The organism is Streptomyces sp. NBC_00659 (genome assembly GCF_036226925.1).
Lineage (GTDB): Bacteria > Actinomycetota > Actinomycetes > Streptomycetales > Streptomycetaceae > Streptomyces.
In genome coordinates, this window is sequence record NZ_CP109031.1 from 1,194,476 (window position 1) to 1,215,196 (window position 20,721).

16 protein-coding genes are annotated in these 20,721 nt (G+C 70.8%); 3 read left to right on the forward strand and 13 right to left on the reverse strand.

Annotation, left to right across the window (positions count from 1 at the left end):
• Positions 1-50 precede the first annotated feature (50 nt).
• The 6 genes from OG410_RS05030 to OG410_RS05055 form a co-directional block, all read right to left on the reverse strand.
• The gene (locus OG410_RS05030) at positions 51-2,666 is read right to left on the reverse strand and encodes a glycoside hydrolase family 78 protein (RefSeq protein ID WP_329298005.1); all 2,616 of its coding nucleotides are present in this window, start codon (positions 2,664-2,666) and stop codon (positions 51-53) included.
• Complete coding sequence (locus OG410_RS05035; RefSeq protein ID WP_329298006.1) at positions 2,659-3,894, reverse strand: family 1 glycosylhydrolase; 1,236 nt, start codon at positions 3,892-3,894, stop codon at positions 2,659-2,661. The genes OG410_RS05030 and OG410_RS05035 overlap by 8 nt, the downstream gene beginning before the upstream one ends.
• 50 nt (positions 3,895-3,944) lie before the next feature.
• Complete coding sequence (locus tag OG410_RS05040) at positions 3,945-4,934, reverse strand: ABC transporter ATP-binding protein (RefSeq protein ID WP_329298007.1); 990 nt, start codon at positions 4,932-4,934, stop codon at positions 3,945-3,947.
• Positions 4,931-6,892 (reverse strand): dipeptide/oligopeptide/nickel ABC transporter permease/ATP-binding protein, encoded by a 1,962-nt coding sequence (locus OG410_RS05045; RefSeq protein ID WP_329298008.1) that lies wholly within the window; start codon positions 6,890-6,892, stop codon positions 4,931-4,933. The genes OG410_RS05040 and OG410_RS05045 overlap by 4 nt, the downstream gene beginning before the upstream one ends.
• On the reverse strand, positions 6,889-7,830 hold the full coding sequence (locus OG410_RS05050; protein WP_329298009.1) for an ABC transporter permease: 942 nt from the start codon (positions 7,828-7,830) through the stop codon (positions 6,889-6,891). Before OG410_RS05050 ends, OG410_RS05045 begins: the two co-directional genes overlap by 4 nt.
• A gap of 95 nt (positions 7,831-7,925) precedes the next feature.
• The gene (locus OG410_RS05055; RefSeq protein WP_329298010.1) at positions 7,926-9,467 is read right to left on the reverse strand and encodes an ABC transporter substrate-binding protein; all 1,542 of its coding nucleotides are present in this window, start codon (positions 9,465-9,467) and stop codon (positions 7,926-7,928) included.
• A gap of 129 nt (positions 9,468-9,596) precedes the next feature.
• On the opposite strand from OG410_RS05055, the gene OG410_RS05060 reads away from it, so the two are divergent.
• A complete protein-coding gene (locus OG410_RS05060) occupies positions 9,597-10,418 on the forward strand; it encodes an IclR family transcriptional regulator (protein WP_329298011.1) in 822 nt (273 codons plus the stop codon).
• Here the strand turns inward: OG410_RS05060 and OG410_RS05065 are convergent.
• The 7 genes from OG410_RS05065 to OG410_RS05095 all read right to left on the reverse strand — a co-directional run bounded on the left by OG410_RS05065 (position 10,408) and on the right by OG410_RS05095 (position 19,129).
• Positions 10,408-13,008: a family 78 glycoside hydrolase catalytic domain gene (locus OG410_RS05065; RefSeq protein WP_329298012.1), complete on the reverse strand. Its 2,601-nt coding sequence runs from the start codon at positions 13,006-13,008 to the stop codon at positions 10,408-10,410. The genes OG410_RS05060 and OG410_RS05065 overlap by 11 nt on opposite strands.
• On the reverse strand, positions 13,005-13,967 hold the full coding sequence (locus OG410_RS05070; RefSeq protein ID WP_329298013.1) for an alpha/beta hydrolase: 963 nt from the start codon (positions 13,965-13,967) through the stop codon (positions 13,005-13,007). Before OG410_RS05070 ends, OG410_RS05065 begins: the two co-directional genes overlap by 4 nt.
• Positions 13,968-14,049: 82 nt before the next feature.
• Positions 14,050-15,522 (reverse strand): glycoside hydrolase family 43 protein, encoded by a 1,473-nt coding sequence (locus OG410_RS05075; protein ID WP_329298014.1) that lies wholly within the window; start codon positions 15,520-15,522, stop codon positions 14,050-14,052.
• Positions 15,519-16,295, reverse strand: a complete 777-nt coding sequence (locus OG410_RS05080) for an alpha/beta hydrolase (protein WP_329298015.1) — start codon at positions 16,293-16,295, stop codon at positions 15,519-15,521. Before OG410_RS05080 ends, OG410_RS05075 begins: the two co-directional genes overlap by 4 nt.
• Positions 16,292-17,578, reverse strand: coding sequence for an amidohydrolase family protein (locus OG410_RS05085; RefSeq protein WP_329298016.1), 1,287 nt, complete (start codon positions 17,576-17,578; stop codon positions 16,292-16,294). Before OG410_RS05085 ends, OG410_RS05080 begins: the two co-directional genes overlap by 4 nt.
• 1 nt (position 17,579) lies before the next feature.
• A complete protein-coding gene (locus OG410_RS05090) occupies positions 17,580-18,359 on the reverse strand; it encodes an SDR family NAD(P)-dependent oxidoreductase (RefSeq protein ID WP_329298017.1) in 780 nt (259 codons plus the stop codon).
• Between the two features lie 11 nt (positions 18,360-18,370).
• Positions 18,371-19,129, reverse strand: coding sequence for an SDR family NAD(P)-dependent oxidoreductase (locus OG410_RS05095; RefSeq protein WP_329298018.1), 759 nt, complete (start codon positions 19,127-19,129; stop codon positions 18,371-18,373).
• Between the two features lie 138 nt (positions 19,130-19,267).
• Here OG410_RS05095 and OG410_RS05100 point away from each other — a divergent pair, with 138 nt between their 5' ends.
• Both OG410_RS05100 and OG410_RS05105 read left to right on the forward strand, forming a co-directional pair.
• The gene (locus OG410_RS05100; RefSeq protein WP_329298019.1) at positions 19,268-19,843 is read left to right on the forward strand and encodes a carboxymuconolactone decarboxylase family protein; all 576 of its coding nucleotides are present in this window, start codon (positions 19,268-19,270) and stop codon (positions 19,841-19,843) included.
• A complete protein-coding gene (locus OG410_RS05105) occupies positions 19,840-20,721 on the forward strand; it encodes a fumarylacetoacetate hydrolase family protein (protein WP_329298020.1) in 882 nt (293 codons plus the stop codon). The genes OG410_RS05100 and OG410_RS05105 overlap by 4 nt, the downstream gene beginning before the upstream one ends.

Consider the following 20,721-nt stretch of genomic DNA (forward strand, 5'->3'; position numbering starts at 1 on the left):
CCGCATTTCCCGAGCGGCCGTGGCAGCACGTCGACCAGGAATCTTGTCCGTCAGCGATCTCCCTCGGCGAGCATGTCGTCGAGCGGAAAGGGCGGGGTCGGGTGCCATTCGCGGTCCGCCTGCGGGCCCGGGTGCGGCACCACGAAGCGATGCGTGCCGCATTCGATCTCCCTGGGTTCGAGGCCAGGCAGGACGACCGTCGCGACCGACCCGGTCGGCACGGTGACGTCGACGCGGAGTTCACCCTCGGCCCGCTCCCACGCGACCTCGACCAGGCCGTAGGGAGTGCGGTGCGCCGTGCGTGCCCACGAGATCCGTCCCCCGGGTCGCGGCTCGATCCGCAGCGACCGGTACCCCGGTGAGCCCGGCCCGAGCCCGGCGACCACGCGATGCATCCAGTCGGCCACCGCGCCCAGGGCGTAGTGGTTGAACGACGTCATCTCCCCGGGGTTGACCGAACCGTCGGGGAGCATGGAGTCCCAGCGCTCCCAGACCGTGGTGGCCCCCATCGTCACCGGATACAGCCAGGACGGGCACTCGGTCTGGAGCAGCATCTGATAGGCGTCGTCGATGGCGCCCGCGGACGTGAGGGCGTCGCAGATCACCGGCGTACCGAGGAAGCCGGTGGCGACCTTGTGGCCCTTCTCCCGCACCAGCCGGACCAGTTGCCGTGCCGCCCGCGCGCGCTGTTCGGTGTCGGGCAGCAGGGCGAACTCGAGCGCCAGGGCATAACCGGTCTGCCCGGAGTCGGCGATCCGGCCTCCCTGGGTCACGTACTCGTCGTGGAACGCCTGCCGGACCGCGTTGGCGAGGTCGCCGTACTTGGCCGCGTCCGCTTCCTCGCCGATCACCGCGGCGATCCGGGACAGCAGGCCGGCGACGTGCGCGCGGTAGGCGGTGGCCACCAGGTGCGCGTCGGTCTCGGCCTGCCAGGGCGCGTCCGGAGGTGCCGCCGGGTCGAGCCAGTCGCCGAGCTGCAACGCGGGCTTGTCGAAGAGGCTGGCCGGCCCCAGCGACGCGGTCACGCCGTCGACCCAGGCCCGCATGCCCGGGTACTGGCGGCGGAGCAGCCCCGCATCGCCGAACCGCTGGTAGAGGACCCAGGGGACGATGACAGCGGCGTCGCTCCAGCCGGCCGTCGGAGCCGGCTCCGCGAACGGGCCCGGGAAGTCGATCCGCGGCACGAACAGCGGGACGACGCCCTCCGCGGTCTGGTCCGCGGCGAGATCGGCCAGCCAGGAGGTGAGCAGGCCGGCGCAGTCGAAGAGGTAGGCGGCCGTGGGCGCGAAGACCTGGATGTCACCGGTCCAGCCCAGGCGCTCGTCGCGTTGCGGACAGTCGGTGGGGACGTCGACGAAGTTGCCGCGCATCCCCCATACGACGTTGTCGTGCAGACGGTTGAGCAAGGGGTCGGAGCACTCGAACCAGCCGGTCCGGCGCATGTCCGAGTGGTAGACGACCGCCGTCACCTCGAGTTCGTCGTAGTCACCGCTCACCTCGGCGTAGCGAAAGCCGTGCAGGGTGAAGGAAGGCTCCCAGCGCTCGCCGTCGGCGTCCCCGGCGAGCACGTACCGGTCACTGGCCGTGGCCGTGCGCAGCGGCCGTACTCCGAGCTCGCCGCTCTCCAGTACCTCGGCATGGCGCAGGGTGACGGTCGCGCCGCGGCGGCCCCGCACCCGGATGCGGAGTCGTCCCACCAGGTTCTGGCCGAAGTCGAGGACGGTTCGGCCGGAGGGAGTGGTGATCGTGTCGACCGGCACGCGCTCCTCGACCGCCCGGACGGGCGGCCCCGACGGAGCCACGAGGGTGGCGGGGTCGCGCTCGCCGCGCTGCACACCGCCCCACTCCTGGTCGTCGAATCCGGGAGACGACCAGCCGGGGAGCGCCATCGTCGCGTCGTAGCTCTCGCCCTCGTAGAGATCCGCGGACCGGATCGGCCCGGTCGAGGAGCGCCAGCCCTCGTCGCTGGGGATCACCTGACGCCGGCCGTCGGCGTAGTCGATCTCGAGCTGTGCGAGCAGACCCAGCGAGCTGCCGTAGGTGTCGCGCCACCCGGGCACGAACCCGACCCGGCCTCGCCACCAGCCGTCGGCGACCTGTACCCCGATCGCGTTCTCACCGGCGCACACCTGCCCGGTGACGTCGTACGTCTGGTAGCGCAGCCGATGGTGGTAGCTGGTCCACCCCGGGGCGAGGGCATCGTCGCCGACCCGCTCGCCGTTGAGTTCGGCCGTATAGATCCCGTGTGCCGTGATGTAGAGGCGGGCGCGGGCGATCTCGCCGTCGGCGACGAAGGCGCGGCGCAGGAGTGCCGCCGGCCCCCGCTCGTCCCCGGCCGGCTCGATCAGCGTGGCCTTCCAGTCGTCGGCGATGAGACCGCGTTCCACACCGACCGGGTCGCTCCAGTCGGAGACCTCGCCGTCGGTGCCGATGACGCGGACCCGGACCTCGCGCGCTTCGCGGGACGCCAGCGGCCTCGCGGGCCACGGCACCAGCACGGAGTCGGCCGAGTCGACATGGAAGAACTCGTCGCCGACGGTCAGCTCGTAGGCGGCCTGTCGCCATCCCTGCTGACACGCGACCTGCCAGGAGAGCCGCGGGCGGTCCTCCCCGATGCCGAGCGGATCGTCACGATGTTCGAAGCGGACGGTGGAGACCTCATCCACGGCGCAGCTCCGCGACCAGGCCGCCGTAGACGCCCGCGCTCGGCTTCGGCGTGCGCTCGAAGGTGACGGGGTCGAAGCTGTGCAGCCCGAGCTTGGGCCCGAAGCCGAAGATCCACTCGAAGTTGTCCACAAGAGTCCAGTGGAAGTAGCCGAGCACCGGGACGCCGGCGTCCATCGCCTGCTGCAGACCTGCCAGCGACGGCTCGATGAAACCGGCGCGCTTCGTGTCGTCGTCCGCCTGCATGCCGTGCTCGGTGACCAGGACCGGCACGCCGCTCACCGCGTGGGCGTATTCCGCGCAGCTGCCGAGCGACGCCGGGTCGGTGCGGTTCATCACCCCGCCCTCGGCGGGTGTGCCGTCGGGGTTCACGGCACGGGTCGCGTCGTAGTGGTGCCGCTCGTAGTTCTGTACGCCGATGAAGTCGTCCTCGCGCGCGAGCTCCAGCCAGGGCTGGTAGACCTCGGCGCGCTTGCGGTCCCGCAGGGTGGGATCCGGGCCGTGGACGAGGTCGTCCACGATCGCGATCGACAGGCCGACGGGAAGATCCGCGCGACGCGCCTTGATCGCCGCGCGAGCCGCGCGGTGCCCCGCGGCCTGGCCCGCGAGCAGGGCGCCGGCCTCCTCGGCGAGCGTGATGTTGGTGAGGCGGTAGCGCTCGACGCCGGTCGCCCGGGTGCAGGCCTCCAGCGTCTCCCGCTCCAGGTCCCGGACGAAGTCGGGCAGCCCGGCCCAGGCCAGCATCGGCGGCAGGTTGGGTTCGTTCATCGTTACCGCCACCGCGATCCGGTCGCCGAAGGCCGCCATGATCCGGTCGCAGAAGCGCGCGAACCGTTCCGGGGCTTCGGCGTCCAGCCATCCGCCGCGCGCGGCGAACCAGTGCGGGGCGACGAAGTGGTGGAACGTGACGACCGGGGCGAGACCTCGCTCGACGCAGTGGTCGACGATCGCCTCGTAGTGGGCCAGCGCGGCGGCGGAGAACTCGCCTTCGACGGGCTCGACGCGTGCCCACTCGACGGAGAAGCGGTAGGCGTCGAGGTTCATGGCGGCGGCCAGGTCGACATCCTCGCGCCAGCGTTCCCAACCGTTGCACGCCTTGCCCGAGCGCTCTTTGAAGACGGTCGGTGTCACGTTCTCGGCGAACCAGCAGTCGCTGGTCACGTTGTCGCCCTCGGTCTGATGGCCGGCACTGGCCACTCCCCAGAGGAAGCCGTCGGGGAACTGGTGCATGGGATCTCCCTAGGTGGTGCGCGGTCAGTGGGTCGCAAGTGGTGCGGGGGTCAGTGGGCCGTACGAAGCGCGGCGACCTCGTCGAGGCGATGGCAGGCCGCGGAGGTGCCACCGGTGCCGGTGCCGATGAGAGGCGGCCGCTCGGTGCGGCAGAGGTCCCCCGCGTGCGGGCACCGGTTCACGAACGGACAGCCCGTCGGTGCCGCCGCGGCTGTCCCGGCCGCGCCGATGCCCAAGGATTCGCGCGCGGCGCGGCGGAGAGCCTGCTCGGCCGGATGGGGCACAGGTGCGGCCGCGGTGAGCGCCACGGTGTAGGGGTGACGCGGTTCCTGGGTCACCGATTCGACATCGCCCTGCTCCATCACCTGGCCGCGGTAGAGGACCACGACCCGCTGGGAGAGGAACCGGACGACGCCCAGGTCGTGCGCGATGAAGAGCAGCGCGAGTTGTCGCCGGTCACGCAGATCGGCCAGCAGGTTCAGCACCTGCGCCTGGGTGGAGAGATCGAGAGCGCTGACCGGCTCGTCGAGCACGATCACCCTCGGGTCGCAGACCAGGGCGCGGGCGATCGCCACGCGCTGACGCTGGCCGCCGGAGAGCTGCGCGGGAGAGCGGTCGATCGCATCGCTCGGCAGACCGACCGCCTCGAGCGCCTCCCGGGCCCGCTGCCACTGCTCCGGCTTCGGGACGCGCAGCACTCGTAGCGGCTCCACCAGGGTCTGGCCGATGCTCTGGACCGGGTTGAGCGAGGAGTAGGGGTCCTGGAAGACAGCGCGCAGGTCGATCGCGCTGACCCGGCGCTGTCGCAGCGAGGCCGTGGTGATGTCCGTTCCGTTCAGCGTGATCGACCCGGAACTCGCCGCCTGAAGTCCCAGGATCGCCTTGCCGATGGTCGACTTGCCGGAGCCGGACTCACCGACCAGCCCGAGGGTCTCGCCCGGCGCGATGTCGAAGCTGACCCCGTCGACGGCGGGAGGCGTCCTGTGACGGCGTCCGTAGTGAACGACGAGATCCCGCACGCTGAGGGCTGGCTGGTTCATCGGACGACTCCGGATTCGTTCGGCATGACCGTGCTCGGCGCCAGGGCCGACGGGTGGATGCAGCGCACGGCTCCCGCTCCGTGCGCCGGCGCCGCCGCGATCGGCTCGTGGCATTCGGGGGTGACCAGGGGGCACCGGCTCGCGAACCGGCAGCCGGTGGGCCAGTCCTTCGGCGCCGGCACCGTGCCCGGGATCGAGGGCAGCCGGTCCGGGACCGTCTCCCCCTGCGGGATGTGGGGGTTCGCGCTCAGCAGCGCGCTCGTGTAGGGATGCGCGGCGTGGTCCAGGACCTCGGCGACGGTCCCGGACTCGACCACTTGACCGGCGTACATGACGGCGACGTCGTCGCACAGGTCCGCCACCACACCGAGGTCGTGACTGACCAGGACGACCGACAGGCCGGTGCCGCGCACCAGCGAGCGCAGCAGGCTGAGGATCTCCGCCTGCACGGTCACGTCCAGAGCGGTGGTCGGCTCGTCGGCGATCAGGAGCTTCGGCGAGCCGGTGAGCGCGAGAGCGATGCAGACGCGCTGGGCCATGCCGCCGGACAGTGCGTGAGGGTGGCTGCGCAGGATGCGCTCGGGGTCGACGATGCCGACCTGGGCGAGCAGGTCGAGCGCGATGCGGCGGGCCTCGTCGCGGCCGACCCCGCGGAAGCGGCGGATGGGCCGGGTGAGCTGATGGCCGATGGAGAACATCGGGTCGAGCGCCACCATCGGCTCCTGCGAGATCATCGCGATGTCCCGGCCGCGGACGTCCTGGTACTGCTTGTCGGAGAGCCCGACCAGTTCCCGGCCCTCGAAGAGGATGGAGCCGCCGCTGACCTCGACGCCGTCGGGCAGCAGTCCCATCAGCGACCGTGCGGTCATCGTCTTGCCGCACCCGGACTCGCCGACCAGGCCGAGGACGGTGCCGGGCCGGACCGACACCGAGACACCGGTGACCAGTTCCGTGCCCTCCACGACGCCGACGTGCAGATCGCGCACCTCGAGCAGGGCTCCGTCGGTCCGAGGGGATGCCTCGCCCCCGGCCGGAGCCGCTGCCGGAGGCCGAACCGCTCGTCGCGCGGGGCGGCGGGCGGAGGCGGTCCGCTCCCGCTCACCGGCCAGGGCGTCGGCGATCTGGTTGGCGGCGATCACGGTCAACGCGAGCACGACACCGGTGGGAACCATCATCCAGGCGTCGTCGTAGATGTGCTGCTGGGCGTCGCCGATGAGGCCGCCCCAGCTCGGCGCCGGTATGGCGGGCCCATAACCCATGAACGCCAGGCCGGCCTCGATCAGGATGCCGAGCGCGAAGAGCTGCGCCGCCTGGACCGCGATCGTGGTCGCCATGCCGGGCAGCACGTGACGCACGTTCACCAGGAAGGAGCCGACGCCGTTCACCTTCGCCGCGTCGACATAGAGGCGGGTGCGCAGCGCCTGGGCCAGCGCGAGCAGGATCCGGTACACCGGCGCCGCGAGCAGAAGCCCGAGAACGGCCATGATGGCCCAGACGTGGACCCCCACCGCGCCGACGAAGGCGAGCAGGATCACGGTGGTCGGCAGTGCCAGGAGCAGCTCGGCGACGCGGCTGAGGGGCCCTTCGACCCTGCGGCCGTGCTCGGCCGCGAGCAGCGCCATCGGCACGCCGACGCAGAAGGCCACGGCCACGGACAGCAGTGCCGGGCCGATCGAGATCCAGCCACCGGTGACGATCCGGGAGAAGATGTCGCGGCCCAGCTCGTCGGTGCCGAGCCAGTGCCCGCCCGAGGGGCCTGCCAGGGCGTGAGCGAGGTCCTGCTGGTCGACCTGGAACGGCACCCACCAGTGCGCGGTCGCCGAGGCGATCGCGATCGCGGCCAGCCATACGAGCGCGAGCACGGTGGCGGGGCGGCGCAGCGCGGCCGGCGGTCGGTGCCGGCCGGACGTCGGCTCGGACGCCACGGGCACCTGGACGGTTTCGGTGAAGGCGTTCACGCGGCACGAACCTTCGGGTCGAGGGCGGCGAGGACGAGGTCGAGGAGCAGATTGGTGACGACCACGACCACGGTGGCGATGACGACGACGCCCTGGACGGCGGGGAAGTCGTGGGTGTTGATCGCGCCCTGTGCGGCCTGGCCGAGACCGGGGAGCGCGAAGAGCTGCTCGATGATGACCGAGCCGCCGAAGAGGGCGATGAACTGGATGCCGATCACCGACACCACCGGCGCACCGGCGAAGCGCAGCGCGTGCAGGTAGCGGATCCGCCAGACCGGCGTACCGAGGGCCCGCAGAGTGCGGATGTGCTCCTGCCGCAGCGCGTCGGCCATGCCGGCCCTGGTCGTGCGGGCGATGATCGCGGCTCCGGTCAGCCCCAGCGCGAGCACCGGGAGAACCAGACTCTGGACGTACTGCGCCGGCGAGGTCATGAACCCGACGTAGCCGGTGGCGGGCAGCAGACGCGCCTTCACCGAGAGGACGTACACCAGCAGGATGCCGAGCCAGAACTGCGGCAGGGAGAGCATGATCCCGCTGCTCACCGTGATCAGGCGATCGAGTCTGCCGCGTCGCACCGCCGCCACGACTCCGGCCAGGATCCCCAGGATCGCGCTGAACAGGGTCGCGAAGACGGCCATCGAAGCGGTGACCGGTACGCGCTGCATCAGGTCCGGCCAGATGCCGTGACCGTCGATCAACGAGACCCCGAGGTCGCTGCGGACCGCGTGTCCCAGCCAGCTCGCGTACTGGGCGACGAGCGGACGGTCCCAGCCGAGCCGGACGTTCTCCGCCGCGATCTGGGCCCTGGTAGCCCCTTCCCCGGCGGTGATGGCTCCCGGGCTGCCGCCGGAGGCGTGCACCAGGAGGAAGCTCAGGACGGAGGCCACCAGGACGGTGACGACACCGAGCCCGACACGACGGGCGACGTAGGTGAACATGACATGAGTTCCTTTCCGAGATCACGGCACCGAGCGCGCTGTCCCGTCGGTCGGCCGACGATCCCGAGGACCGCCGGCCGACCGCGGGGGAACGGTCAGGCGACCGGCTTGAAAGAGCTCAGCAGCGGGTAGCCGTCGGTGCCGGGATAGGTCGGCGTCTTGAGCACCTTGGCGTTGTAGCCGGCGTACGCGTACTGCTCGGCGACCGGGATCAGCCAGCCCTCGTCGATCAGCGCGCCGTTCAGCTTCTTCAGCGCGGCGGGGTGGTCCGGGCCGGAGGCGTTCGACGCCGCCCCGAGCGCGGCCCCGATCACCGGGTTCTGCGTCTTGTGCGGGTTGGCGAAGCCGCCCACGAGAACCCCCGCGGTGACGCCGATCTCGTTGCTCATCGTCAGCGGGATGAAGCCGAGCGGCTGGGTGTTGACCGCGGCGAAGAGCTGGCCGGTCGAGGTGGTGACGTCGATCTTCATGGTGACGCCGATCGCCTTGAACTGGTTCTGCAGGAACTCCAGCGCGGCCTGAATGGTCGGGCTGGCGGTGATGGTGAACGAGAACCCGTTCGGGTAGCCGGCCTGGCTCAGTGTCTGCTTCGCCTTGGCGACGTCGTAGGCGTATTGGGTGTTCAGCGCGGGGTCGTAGCCGGGCGAGGACTTGGGGAAGGCGTTGGCTGTCGGCTCGGCGCCCTTGGCCACGGTCTTGACGAAGGCGTCCCGGTCGATCGCGTAGCTCAGTGCCCGGCGGACGTCCTTGTCGGCGAACGGCTTCGAGGTGACCCCGGTCTTGTCGAAGACCAGCAGGTCCAGCATCGTGCCGCCGTTCTTGGCCAGCGAGACGCCGTTGGACGCCGCCGTCTGCTCGGTGGACGTGTCGATGAGCGACACGTCCGTCTGCCCGGAGATCTGCGCGTTCAGACGAGCGTTCTTGTCCAGGTACGGCTTGTAGGCGATCGTCCGGAACGGGTAGGTGCCCGCGTTCGTGCCGGGCCGGCGGCTCATCGTGTAGCTGCTGCCCTTGACTGCGGCGTTCATCTTGTACGGGCCCGAGCCGTCCGGGCCCTGGTTGAGCAGGCTCGGGTCACTGATCGCCTTCGCTCCGACGATCGCCCCGGGGACGCCCATGAGGTTCGTCTGGAACGACCCCTGCGCAGCGGGGAAGGTGAGCACGACGGTGTCCGCGCTCGGGGCCTCGACGTCCTTGATCTCGGTCGAGCCGCCCTTGGCGAAGCCGGAGTAGGCCTGCAGCTTGGAGTTGCTGCGACGGTCGAGGTTCGCCTTGACGAGCTGAGCGGTGAGCTTGGAGCCGTCGGTGAAGGTGACACCGGACTTCAGCTTCAGCGTCATCCGGGTCTTGGCCTTGTTGTAGCTGAAGGTCGAGACGAGCTCGGGGACGGGCTGACCGTCGGCGCCCTCCGCGAAGAGCGACTGGTAGACCGACTCGTAGAAGAGTCGCTGGCCACCGCCGTAGAGCAGCGGGTCGTAACCCTGCGGTGCCGGGTCGGAGTCGTAGCCGATGGTGAGTGTGGTGCTCGAGGCACCACCAGCGCTGTTCGTCGAGGAGCCGCACGCCGCCAGAGAGACGGTGGCTGTCGCCAGAGCCAGCGTGCTGACTCCCAGACGCTTGAAGGTGAAGCCGGTCATCGAAGCCTCTCGGGTTGTCCAGGTCGGGGTCTTGGCCCGACTTGGGGAGAACAATGAGTGGCGCCAGTCACACAAGTCAGCAATGATTGCCATTGATTGAAACGCGCGCTTAATCGGAAGGTGCTATTCGTGAGCGAGACGGCTGCCGCCCCGGCCCCACGCCGGGGCAAGCGCCCACCGCAGGGAGAACCCGTCATCGACCGGGCGCTGTCGCTGCTCGAGGCGTTCGACGCGACACGGCGGCATCTGACGTTGCGCGAGCTGAGCGGGCTCAGCAACATTCCGGTCAGCACGACGCTGCGGCTGGCCAACCGGCTGCTCGCCTGGGGTGCTCTCGAGCGGGACGAAGCCGGCCGGTACTCGATCGGCCTGCGGCTGCTGGAGGTCGCCTCACTCGCCCCGCGCGGTCACGGTCTGCGCCAGACGGCTCTGCCCTTCATGAGCGACCTGGGAGCGGTCACGCACCAGCACGTGCAACTCGCGGTCCGCGACGGTCTTGAGGCGACGCTGGTCGAGCGTCTCTCGGCGCACCGGGCGGTCCACGTGCGGTACCGGGTCGGCGGCAAGATGCCGCTGCACGCGACCGGCATGGGGCTGGCGCTCCTCGCCTTCGCACCGGCCGAGGTGCAGGACGAACTGCTCGCGCGGCCGCTGCACAGCGAGCCGGACAAGGCGCTGATTCCGGCCTCGGTGATACGGCGCACGCTCGCCGAGGTGCGCAGGGAGCGGGTGGCCATCTTCCGTCGTACCGAGCTGGAGACGCTGGTGGCGGTGGCGGCGCCGATCTTCGACGAGCGCGACGAGGCGGTCGCCGCGATCGGCGTGCTGCTCCCCGAACGCGAGGCGCAGCCACGCCGGCTCACCTACGCGGTGCGGATCGCCGCGCAGAGCATCTCGCGCGCCCTCGGCGCCCCCAGCGCGGCCTTGCCGACGGCGGCGCTCAGGACGTGAAGGTGTGCCGGCCGGGGCCGACCACATCTGCTTCACCGTTCGGCAGGACGATCTCGGCGGTCGTGCCCGGGGGCACGACGACCTCGAGAAGCAGCCGGCCGCCTGTGAGCTGCCAGGCCGACTCGATGCGTCCATGGGGCGACTCGAGTGCCGCGGAGGCCGCGGTGAGACCGCCGCCGGGAAGCGGGGCCACCCGGAAGCGGCGGTAGGCCGGATCGAGGGGCCGCAGCCCCGCGGTGTGACGGTGGAGGAAGCTGATCACCGCCCCCTTCGAGTAGTGGTTGAGCGACTCGTGGGGCGTGCCGTCGTCCGCGATCCCGTTCCAGCGCTCCCAGACCGTGGTCGCACCGCGATCGATCATGTGCAGCCAGGACGGCGGACCGTCCTGGAACAGGAGCTCGTAGGCAAGATCCGACTCGCCGTGTTCGGCCAGCACCGGCAGGAGGAAGGGCGTCGCCAGGAAGCCGGTGCCGACATGGGTGCCCGCGGCCCGGACGAGGCCGACGAGCTGCGCCACGGCGTTCGGCACGGCCTCCCCCGGAATGAGCCCGAAGGTCAGCGCCCGCGCGAGGTTGGCCTGTGTGGCCGGGCGCACCGTGCCGTCGGCGGCGAGGAACTCGGTGCGCCAGGCGGCGGTGACGCGGGCGGCGAGCTCGGCGTACCGCGCCGACTCCGCCGGCTTGTCGAGCACCTCGGCGATACGGGCCATCAGCCCCGCCGAATGCGCGAAGTACGCCGTGGCGACATCGCTCTTGTCGGCGGCCACGAAGGCGCCGAAGTCGTCGACCTCGTTGCCCGGCTCCAGCCACTCGCCCCAGTGGAAGCCCGTGTCCCACAGGTGGCGCTCGTGCGCCGCCTCGGGGCCGGTGCGACCGGGGTGCCGGCCGGTGGCGGCCATCCGCTCGGCGCGGCCGACCCAGCGCACCATGTTCGGCCACAGATCGGCCAGGATCCGCTCGTCGCCGTACGCGCGGTAGAGCTCCCAGGGCACGATGACGACGGCGTCACCCCAGCCCGCCGAACCCTGCAACGGCGCGGTGGGACCGTGCGGGCCCTCTGCCGGGCCGTGCGGCGAGATGTTGGCGATCGTGCCGTCGGGCCATTGCTCGATCGCGACGTCGCCCAGCCATTTGGCCGAGAATCCGGCGACGTCGTACAGGAACGCGGCCGTCGGCGCGTAGAGCTGCCAGTCGCCGGTCCACCCCGCCCGCTCCCGGTGGGGACAGTCGGTGGGGATCTCGCAGGCGTTGTCGCGGAAGCTCCACACAGCGGCCTCGTGAAGCCGGTTGATCCGCTCGTCGCTGCACGAGAACCATCCGGTACGGCGCATATCGCTGTGCACCACGACGCCCGTGACGTCCTCCGGTGTCAGATCGTCGGGATGACCCTCGACGGTGACGTACCGGAAGCCGTGGGTCGTGTGCCGCGGCTCGAACACGTCACCGGGCCGGCCGGCGGAGATGACGCGGTCGACCTGCCCGGCGGGAAGGGGCGCGGGCAGGAACGGCACCGCGGGTCTGAGGTGGTCGGTCGTGAGATCGCCATCCTTGTCGAGCGCCTCACCGTGTACGAGCGTCACCTCGCCGCCCGCCGGGCCGAGGTTGCTCAGACGGATCCAGCCGTTGATGTTCTGGCCCAGGTCGACGAGTTGCCGGTCGTCGCCGCGTCGTACCACCGACCTCGGGCGTAGTTCTTCGATGCGACGTGTCGGTGGCGCGGGCGACCAGAACAGCGTCTCGTAGCCGAGGCCGGCCGGCTCCACGGGGCGCCATCCGGCCGCGTCGGTGGCACGCCGGTCGTCGGTCACACCGTCGATCAGGTCGGCGCGGACGAGGCTCGACGGCCGTGACTCCCAGCCCGCGTCGGTGCCGAACACTTCGGTGGTGCCGTCGGCGTACTCCACGTGCAACTGCGCGAGGAACGCGGTGCGTTCGCCCCACTGATCGACCGCACGGAAGATCCCGACCTGGCCGCGGAACCAGCCGTCGCTGAGCAGCGCCGTCCAGGTGACCGGCCCCGGCCGGAGCAGCGGAGTGGCATCGTAGGCCTGTACCGGCACCCGGGCCGAGTAGTGCGTGTACCCGGGGGTCAACTCGAGATCGCCGACCCGGACCCCGTCGAGGAAGGTCTCGTAGAGACCGTGCGCGGTCGCGTAGAGCCGGGCGCGGCGAACCGGCTGACGGATGGTCAGGCGACCGCGCAACTCATAGGCGGGGCGCGGGGCTTGTGGGAGCGGGTCCGGTTCGCCGGGCCGGATCCACGAAGCGGTCCAGTCGCCGGCGGCGAGCAGGCCCGTCTCGAAGCTCGCCGCGGCAGACCAGCCGGACTCCCCTCGATCGGTCCGCACCCGCACCCGCCAGCTCACCGGCTGCGCCGACCCGACCGGATCGAAAGGCCATGCCTCAAGGACGGTCCCGGCGGACTCGACCCAGTCCGAGTCGTGCACGGCACCACCGAACTCCGCCCGGATCCGGTACGCCGTCTGCGTGCGCGTGCCCTCCGGGAGCCGCCAGGACAGCCGGGGCGCGGGTTCACCGAGCCCGAGCGGAGAACCGAGGTGCTCGACTGCCGGCGTGGTCGGCGCGCTCATGCGTCGAGGGGCACGGGCCGGCCGACCGTGGCTGCGATCAGGTCCAGCGCTGCGGCGGTCGGCCCCAACGTGGCCGGGAGATTGAGGTAGCCGTGCATCATCGAGCGCACCATCACCTGGCGCACGTCCACGCCCGCGGCCGCGAGCGCCGCCGCGAAGGCCTCGCCGGAGACCCTCAGGTCGTCGTACTCGGCGTTGAGCACCAGCGTCGGGCACATCCCTCGCAGGTCGGCCAGGATCGGGAAGGCGTATCCGTCGGCCTTGCTGAGTGGGCCACCGAGATAGTTGTGATTGAAGAAGCCGTGCATCTCCGGCGGGAAGTGGAGCACCTTGGGCACGTGGCTCATCAGCCCGGCCAGCTCGGGACCGAGCGGCGGGAGCACCGCGTGCGCGACGCCGTAGGCGAAGATCAGGTGGGCGGGGGGCCGGCGGTCCTCGTCGCGCAGCTTCAGGGCGGCTCCCGCGGCGAGGTTGGCGCCGGCACTGGCCCCGCCGACCGAGATCCACGCGGGGTCGACACCCAGTTCGGCCGCGTTCTCGCGGACCCAGCGCACCGCGGCCACGACGTCGTCGTGGGGCACCGGGTAGTGCACGCCGTTCTGACACAGTCTGTAGTCGACCGAGACCACGACCGCGTCGGCGCGCCGCGCCACCTCCCGCGAGGTCCAGTCCGCCTCGGGCATGTCCAGGTCGCCCATCATGAAGGCGCCGCCGTGCATCCACACGAGTGCGGGCCGCCCGGTCGCTCCTGGACGCTCGCCGTAGACCCGTACCGGCACCGGACCGTGCGGTCCGGGCGCCTGTGTCGCGCGCACCGGGACGTCGGGGACTTCGTAGTCCGGCCAGGACTCGAAGGCGACCCGCCGCTCGGCGTACTGGGGGTCCTCGAAGAAGGCTTGCATGCTGGGAACACCCTCGATGTGCGCGAAGCGCTGGAGGGTCTCAGGATGAATCGGCATGCGTCGCAGCGTTCCGGTCGCGCTGATCCACGTCACCCGGCCGCGCCATTGAATGGAACGTCAGGACCGGCTGAACGGAACGTCAGGACCGGCCCGAGTACCGGAGCCGGCGGACCCGGACCGCGCCCTCGGTCGCGAACGGCCCGACGACCCGGCCCGTGAACGCCTTGGCGGTCTCGAAGCACCAGTGCCGGCCGTCCAGTTCGGCAAGCGTCACGTCGTCGTCGCCCACCCGGGCCGTCAACCGGATCCGGTCGCCCCCGACCGCACCGGCGGCGAAGTCGGCCGGGGGCGGCGCCATGGCGATGGTGAGCTCGACGTCTCCGCACGGCAGGGTGGCGTGCCAGGTCCGGTCGAACCCCGCCACCACCACCCGCGCCTCGACCTCGACCCCGGTTCCGGTGACGCGGGCTTCCAGCGCCACCAGGTTGTCCTCCGCGTTGCGGAACGCGAGGCCCCCGCGGCCCTCCCGAACGTCGAGGACAGCGCTCACCACGGCGCCCAGGTGCCGCTGCCGACGCCCGACGAAGGCCGGTCGTGGGCCGTCCAGCCCAGTGTGACCGGGACTGCGGCGGATGAGGAGACCGTCGGGCGTGGGAGTGGCGACCGCGGTCGGCAACTGGCGTACGGCGATCCAGACCGGGTCGGTCAGCGCGTCCGGCGCGCCGAGGTCGTAGGTGACCTCCTCGTCCGGCACCGGCGGCAGCTCGGTCAGCCGCGCGCCCGGCCAGTCGTCGGTCCAGTCGACGTCGGCCAGGAAGGTCTCGCGGCCGAGGGGCGAGAACGACTGCGCCAGCCCCACCGGCCGGACCCCGAGGCAGACGAGCGCCGTCCCCGCGTCGGTCTCGACCAGGTCGGCGTGGCCGAGGTTCTGCTCCGGCCGGCCGGTACCGGCGGCGGTGAGGACCGGATTGCCCGGGCAGCTCTCGAACGGTCCGTCGGGCGTGGGAGCGCGGGCCACGGTGACGGCGTGGCCGCGGTCCGTGCCTCCTTCGGCCACCACCAGGTACCACCAGGCGCCACGGCGGTAGAGGTGCGGGCCCTCGGGGGAATAGCCGCCGCTGCCGGCCCAGACCGGACGGGGCGTGTCGATGGCCCGGCCGGTCGTCAGGTCGACGCGGACCTGCTGGATCGGGTCGGGATGGCGGGCGAACGTGACGATCGCGGTGCCGTCGTCGTCCCAGGCGAGATCGGGGTCGATCCCGTCGACGGCGGGGATGCTCACGCCGTCGCTCCACGGGCCGGCCGGATCGGTCGCCGTGAAGACGACGCAGCCCCGGCCGCCGAGGAAGACGGTGACGATGAGGTAGAAGAGGCCGTCGCGGTGGCGCAGTGTCGGGGCCCAGACTCCGCCGGGCGTCGGAATCCGCTCGAGCTCGACCTGCTCAGGTCTGGTCGCCACGTGCCCGATCTGACGCCAGTCCCGTAGATCGGTGCTGTGGTAGACCGGCAGGCCCGGCAGGTATTCGAACGACGAGGTGACGAGGTAGTAGTCGTCGCCGACCCGCACCACGCTGGGGTCCGGGTTGAATCCCGGGATCAGCGGACGGGTCATGGAGTGACGAGCTTCTGCAGGAAGACGAGCGACTCCTGTTGCAGGGCGGGCACGTCCTCGGCGCCGTCCCAGAAGTGGCTCGCGCCGGGCACGAGCACCAATTGCGCGGACCCTCCCGCCGCGGTCTGGGCCGTGGTGAAGTCGACGCTCTGCGCGGTCGGCACCATCGTGTCGCTGTCGCCGTGCATGACCAGCACGGGCGGCGCGTCGGCACGCACGTGGTGGATCGGGCTGGCCTCGCGGGCCAGGTCCGGGACCTCCGCGGCAGGCGCTCCCAGGAAGAGTGCCTCGCGCGTCCCGGGATCGACGGGGTCGGGCATGGCGGTGAGGTCGGTGACCGGGAACCACGCGACCGCTCCGGCCACGGCGGAGCCGGTGAGTGCGGCCAGCAGGGCGAGGTGCGCACCGGCGGAGTCGCCCCAGAGGAACACCTGCCCCGCGCGGACCCCGTGGGGCGCCATGACCTCGGCCACGGCCTCGACCGCGGCGCGGACGTCGTCGGCCGCGGCCGGGTAGGTCGCCTCGCCACTGAGCCGGTAGTCGATCGCCGCCACCGCGAAGCCCGCCCGCACCATCGCGGGGTAGAAGTCCTCACCCAGGCGCGGCAGCGGGTGCCGACGCGAACCGCGTCGCCATCCACCGCCGTGTACGTGGACGATGACCGGCACCTCGACCGTGCCCGCCGCGGACACCGCGTCGGGCAGGTACAGGTCGAGCTCCAGCGGGCGGAAGCCCGGGACCACGGCGTACTCGACGTCGTCGAACCGCCTCATGCCGCCACACCGCGCGTGAGCTGCTCGGCGCCCTTGTGGAACCGGCCGCCCTGCACGATGGCGACGAGGTTGTCGGCGTCCTGCAGCACGGTCACGTCCTTCGTCGGGTCTCCGTCCACGACGAGGATGTCGGCCAGGTATTCCGGCGCCAGGAGGCCGACCGGGAGGTCGAGGACCTGACCTCCGTGGAAGGTGGCCGCCTTGAGTGCCTCGAGCGGGCTGTATCCGAAGAGCTTGACGAAGAGTTCGAGGTCGCGGGCGTTGCGGCCGATCGGGTTGTTGGGGAAGCCGTAGTCTCCGCCCGGCAGCACGCGCAGGCCGCGCCTGCGGAGCTCGGGGTAGAGCTTCGTCATAGCGTCGAGCGCCTTCACCGAGCCCATCTTCCGGGCCGTCGCGGTGTCGATGCCGAACTCCTCGCCTTCGTGGACGTTGGCCCACATGATGCCGACAGCAGGCGAGAGGAAGACCGAGTCCTTCGCCTCTTCGAGGAGCTCGATCGCCTCCTGGTCGGCGTAGGAGCAGTGGTAGATCGAGCGGAAGCCGCCGGCGACCGCCCGCTTGATCGACTCGGGGTTCTGGGCATGGCAGTTGAGCCAGACACCGGACTCGCGCGCCTGCTGACCGGCGGCCTGTGCCTCCTCGGCGCTGTACTGCGTCACCATCGACCCGCCCTCGAAGAAGACGTCGTCGTTGCTCATCAGCAGCTTGACGCTGTCGAAGCCGATCGCGGCCTGCTCACGTATGAACGCGCGCACCGCGTCCGGCCCCGTCTTCTGTTCGCGCGGGCCGTCGGGGCCCATCTGCACCGGGTTGTTGTCGCGCTCGAACGACGCGGCACGCATCCGCGGTCCCACCGCGGCGCCGGCCTTGATCTGATCGCGGAGGATCACCTCGGTCGGCACGGGGGTCAGCGAGCCGGCCGAGTAGGCGCTGGTGAAGCCCTGGTCGAGCAGGATGCGCGCGTTGCGCTTCGCGATCTCGAGGTGCTCGTCCGGCGTCGGCATGTGATGGAAGAAGCTGACGTCCAGCGGCGGGTTGAAGGAGGTGTCTATGTGACCGACGGCCGAGGGGAAGGTCAGATGGCAGTGCGACTCGATCATGCCGGGCATGACCGTCCTGCCGGTGCAGTCGACGACCTGGTCGCCCGGTTGCGCCTGTACGCCACCGCCGACGACCACCGCCTCGATCGTCTCGCCGCGGACGACCACGTCGGCGCGGACGGCCGGGGCGCCCGAGCCGTCGAAGACGTTGCCATTGACGAAGAGGATGCGCTGATCGGACATGTCAGGCTCCGATCATGTTGTAGCCGCCGTCGGCGACGAAGTAGCTGCCGGTGATGTGCTGGGCGTCCGCGGTCGCGAGGAGGAGCGCCGTGCCGGCGATCTCCTCGGGCTTCGGGATGTGGTGCATCGGGGTCATCTCCCGCAGCTTCTCACCGCGTCCGTTCTTGTAGTCCTCACGGTTGAGCATGCGTTCGGTCTCCATGAATCCGGGCGCGAAGGTGTTCACCCGGACCTTGGGCGCGAACGCCTGGGCGTAGGACTTGGTGATGCCGAGGATGCCGTACTTCGCGGCCGCGTACTGCGGAGCCCTCGCGCTGCCACGGACCACGACCGTGGAACCCACGTTGACGATCGAGCCGCCGCCCGGCTGCTCCAGCATCCGGGAACCGAACTCGTGGGTGCACACCAGGGTGCCCTTGAGATCGACGGCGAGTGTGTGGTCGACCGCCTCCTCGGTGATCTCACGCCACGACATCTGGTCGCTGGCCATGTCGCCCACGTTGTTGATCGCCACGTCGACCCGGCCGAAGTGGCCCCACACCTCGTCGGCCATGCGCGTGATCTGCGCCCATTCGACGATGTCGGCCTGGACGAGGAAGGCCTTGCGCCCCTCGGCCTCGACCCGGTCGGCCGTACGGCGCGCGCCCGCCTTCGAGCTGCGGTAGTGGATCGCCACGTCGGCACCCTCCTGGGCCGCCCGGACGGCGATCTCGGCGCCGAGGCCGGTACCGGCACCGGTGACCAGGACGACCTTGTCGGTGAATCGCTGCGGAAGATTCATGGGTCTGCCTTTCAGACGAGGGTGCGACCGCCGTCGACGTACATGACGTGGCCCGTCACGAACGCGGACTGCGGGGAACAGAGGAACAGCAGGGGTGCGACGACGTCGTCGGCGGTGCCGAGCCGGCCTGCCGGAACGAGACCGACCATGCCTTCGCGCATGCCGGGCTTGTCGAGGTAGGCGCGCGTCAGGTCGGTCTCGGTGTAACCGGGCGCGATGGCGTTGACCGTGACGCCGTGCGGCGCCCACTCGCGAGCCATGACGCGGCAGAGCTGGTTGATGCCGCCCTTGGTGGCGGCATACGGAGCGTGGTTGGCGTGCGCCAGCAGTCCGGAGACCGAGGACAGCAGGACGATCCGGCCGTAACCGCCGGACACCATCAGGGCGCCGGCCGCCTGAGCGCTCCACACGGCGCTCTTGAGGTTGACGTCGATGATCCGCTCCCAGACGTCGTCGGGCGTCTCGAGCACCGGGCGCCGGTCGTTGATGCCGACCGCGTGCACGAAGACGTCGAGGCCGCCCATCGTCCCGGCGCTCTCGGCGACCGCGGCACGAGCGCCCTGCGGGTCGGTGAGGTCGGCCGCGCGGGTCGTGATCGAGAGTCCCGCCTCCACGGCCTGCTGCGCGAGGGCGGCAAGTCGCTCCTCGTCGACGTCCGTGACGGTCACGCGGGCACCGTGCCGGGCGAGGCCGAGGGCCGCGGCCGCACCGATGCCTCCGGCACCGGCCACCAGGGCCGAGCGATGTTCGAGTCCGAGCCAGTCATCCATGCGAGGGATGAAAGGCGATGGCGTGTGATCCGTACTACGTTCGTTTCAATCATTGGAACGTGCGGAAGTACGGAATTGCGATGCCATTGCTTGGCACAGCACTGCATGTACTCCGGTGCGCGCACGACACTCGGCGCCATGACACGGCTGCCCCGCCTCACCCCAGGCGAACTCGACCTCGACCAACGCTCCCTCTACGACGCGATCACCGGAGGGCCCCGCGCCGGCGGTCCCCAGCTCTTCGCCCTCACCGACGCACAGGGAAGACTCAACGGCCCCTTCAACGCGATGCTGTTCGCACCCAGGGTCGGGGCGGCCCTCCAGGAGCTGGGCTCGGCGATCCGTTACCGGACCTCGCTCAGCGATCGAATCCGCGAACTCGCCGTCCTGGCGGTCGCGGCCCAGTGGGACTCGGCCTTCGAGCGCTACGCCCACGAGCCGATCGGCAGGGCCGCGGGTCTGACCGACGCGGAGATCGCCGCGGTGAACGCCGGCACGGCACCCGAACTCTCGGACCCCGCCGAAGCCGCCGCCCTCGAACTGGTGCGGGTGCTGGTCGCGCGGGGTGACGCCGACGACGCCGTCTTCGAGCGGGCCGTTTCATTGAACGGCATGGAGGCGGTGGTGGAGCTCACCACCCTGGTGGGCTACTACGTGACGCTCGCGCTGCAGTTGCGCGTCTTCCGCGTCGGACTGCCAGGAGACTCCGCATGAAACTCGTGACCTTCAACGACGGTCAGGTCGGCTACGTCGACGGGGAGGCCGTCGTCGAGCTCGACGTCCCGTCGATGCGCGACTACTTCGAGCAGGAAGGGAGGGTCGAGGAGACCGGGCGCCGGTTCCCGCTCGGGGAGGTCACCCTGCGGGCGCCGATCGTGCCGAAGAAGTTCTTCCACACCGCCGGGAACTTCACCGACCACCACGACGAGCTGACCGCCGTCGACTGGTCGCACCCGGTGCACAAGGGGATCGTCTTCTTCCAGAACGTCGACGCGATCATCGGTCCCGACGAGCCGATCGTGTACCCCGAGGGGCTCACCAAGGAGCTCGACTACGAACTCGAACTGGCCATCGTGATCGGCAAGAGCGGCAAGTTCTTCGGCCCGGAGGAAGCCGAGGACTACATCGCCGGCTACACGGTCTTCAACGACATCACCGCGCGTGACATCCAGCGCCGCGAGATGCAGTCGGGCGTCTTCTCCTTCTCGAAGGGGATCGACACCTTCTGCCCCATCGGCCCCTGGATCGTCACGAAGGACGAGCTTCCCGACCCGCACGCGCTCGCGATGGAGCTCCGGGTCAACGGCGAGCGGCGTCAGACCGGCAACACCGAGAAGATGATCATCTCGATCCCGCACCTGGTCGCCTACCACTCGGCCCAGGGCTACACGGCCGGCGACATCATCACCACCGGCACCATCTCGGGCGTCGCCGCCGTGCAGCCGAATCCGTTCGACTTCTACCTCCAGCCGGGCGACCGTATCGAGGCGGAGATCGAGGGCGTCGGCACGCTGCGGAACCACGTGGTCGGCTGGAAGGACGCGCACGACACCGAGCCGTTCTCCATCGACCTCTACGGCCCGGCGAACTGA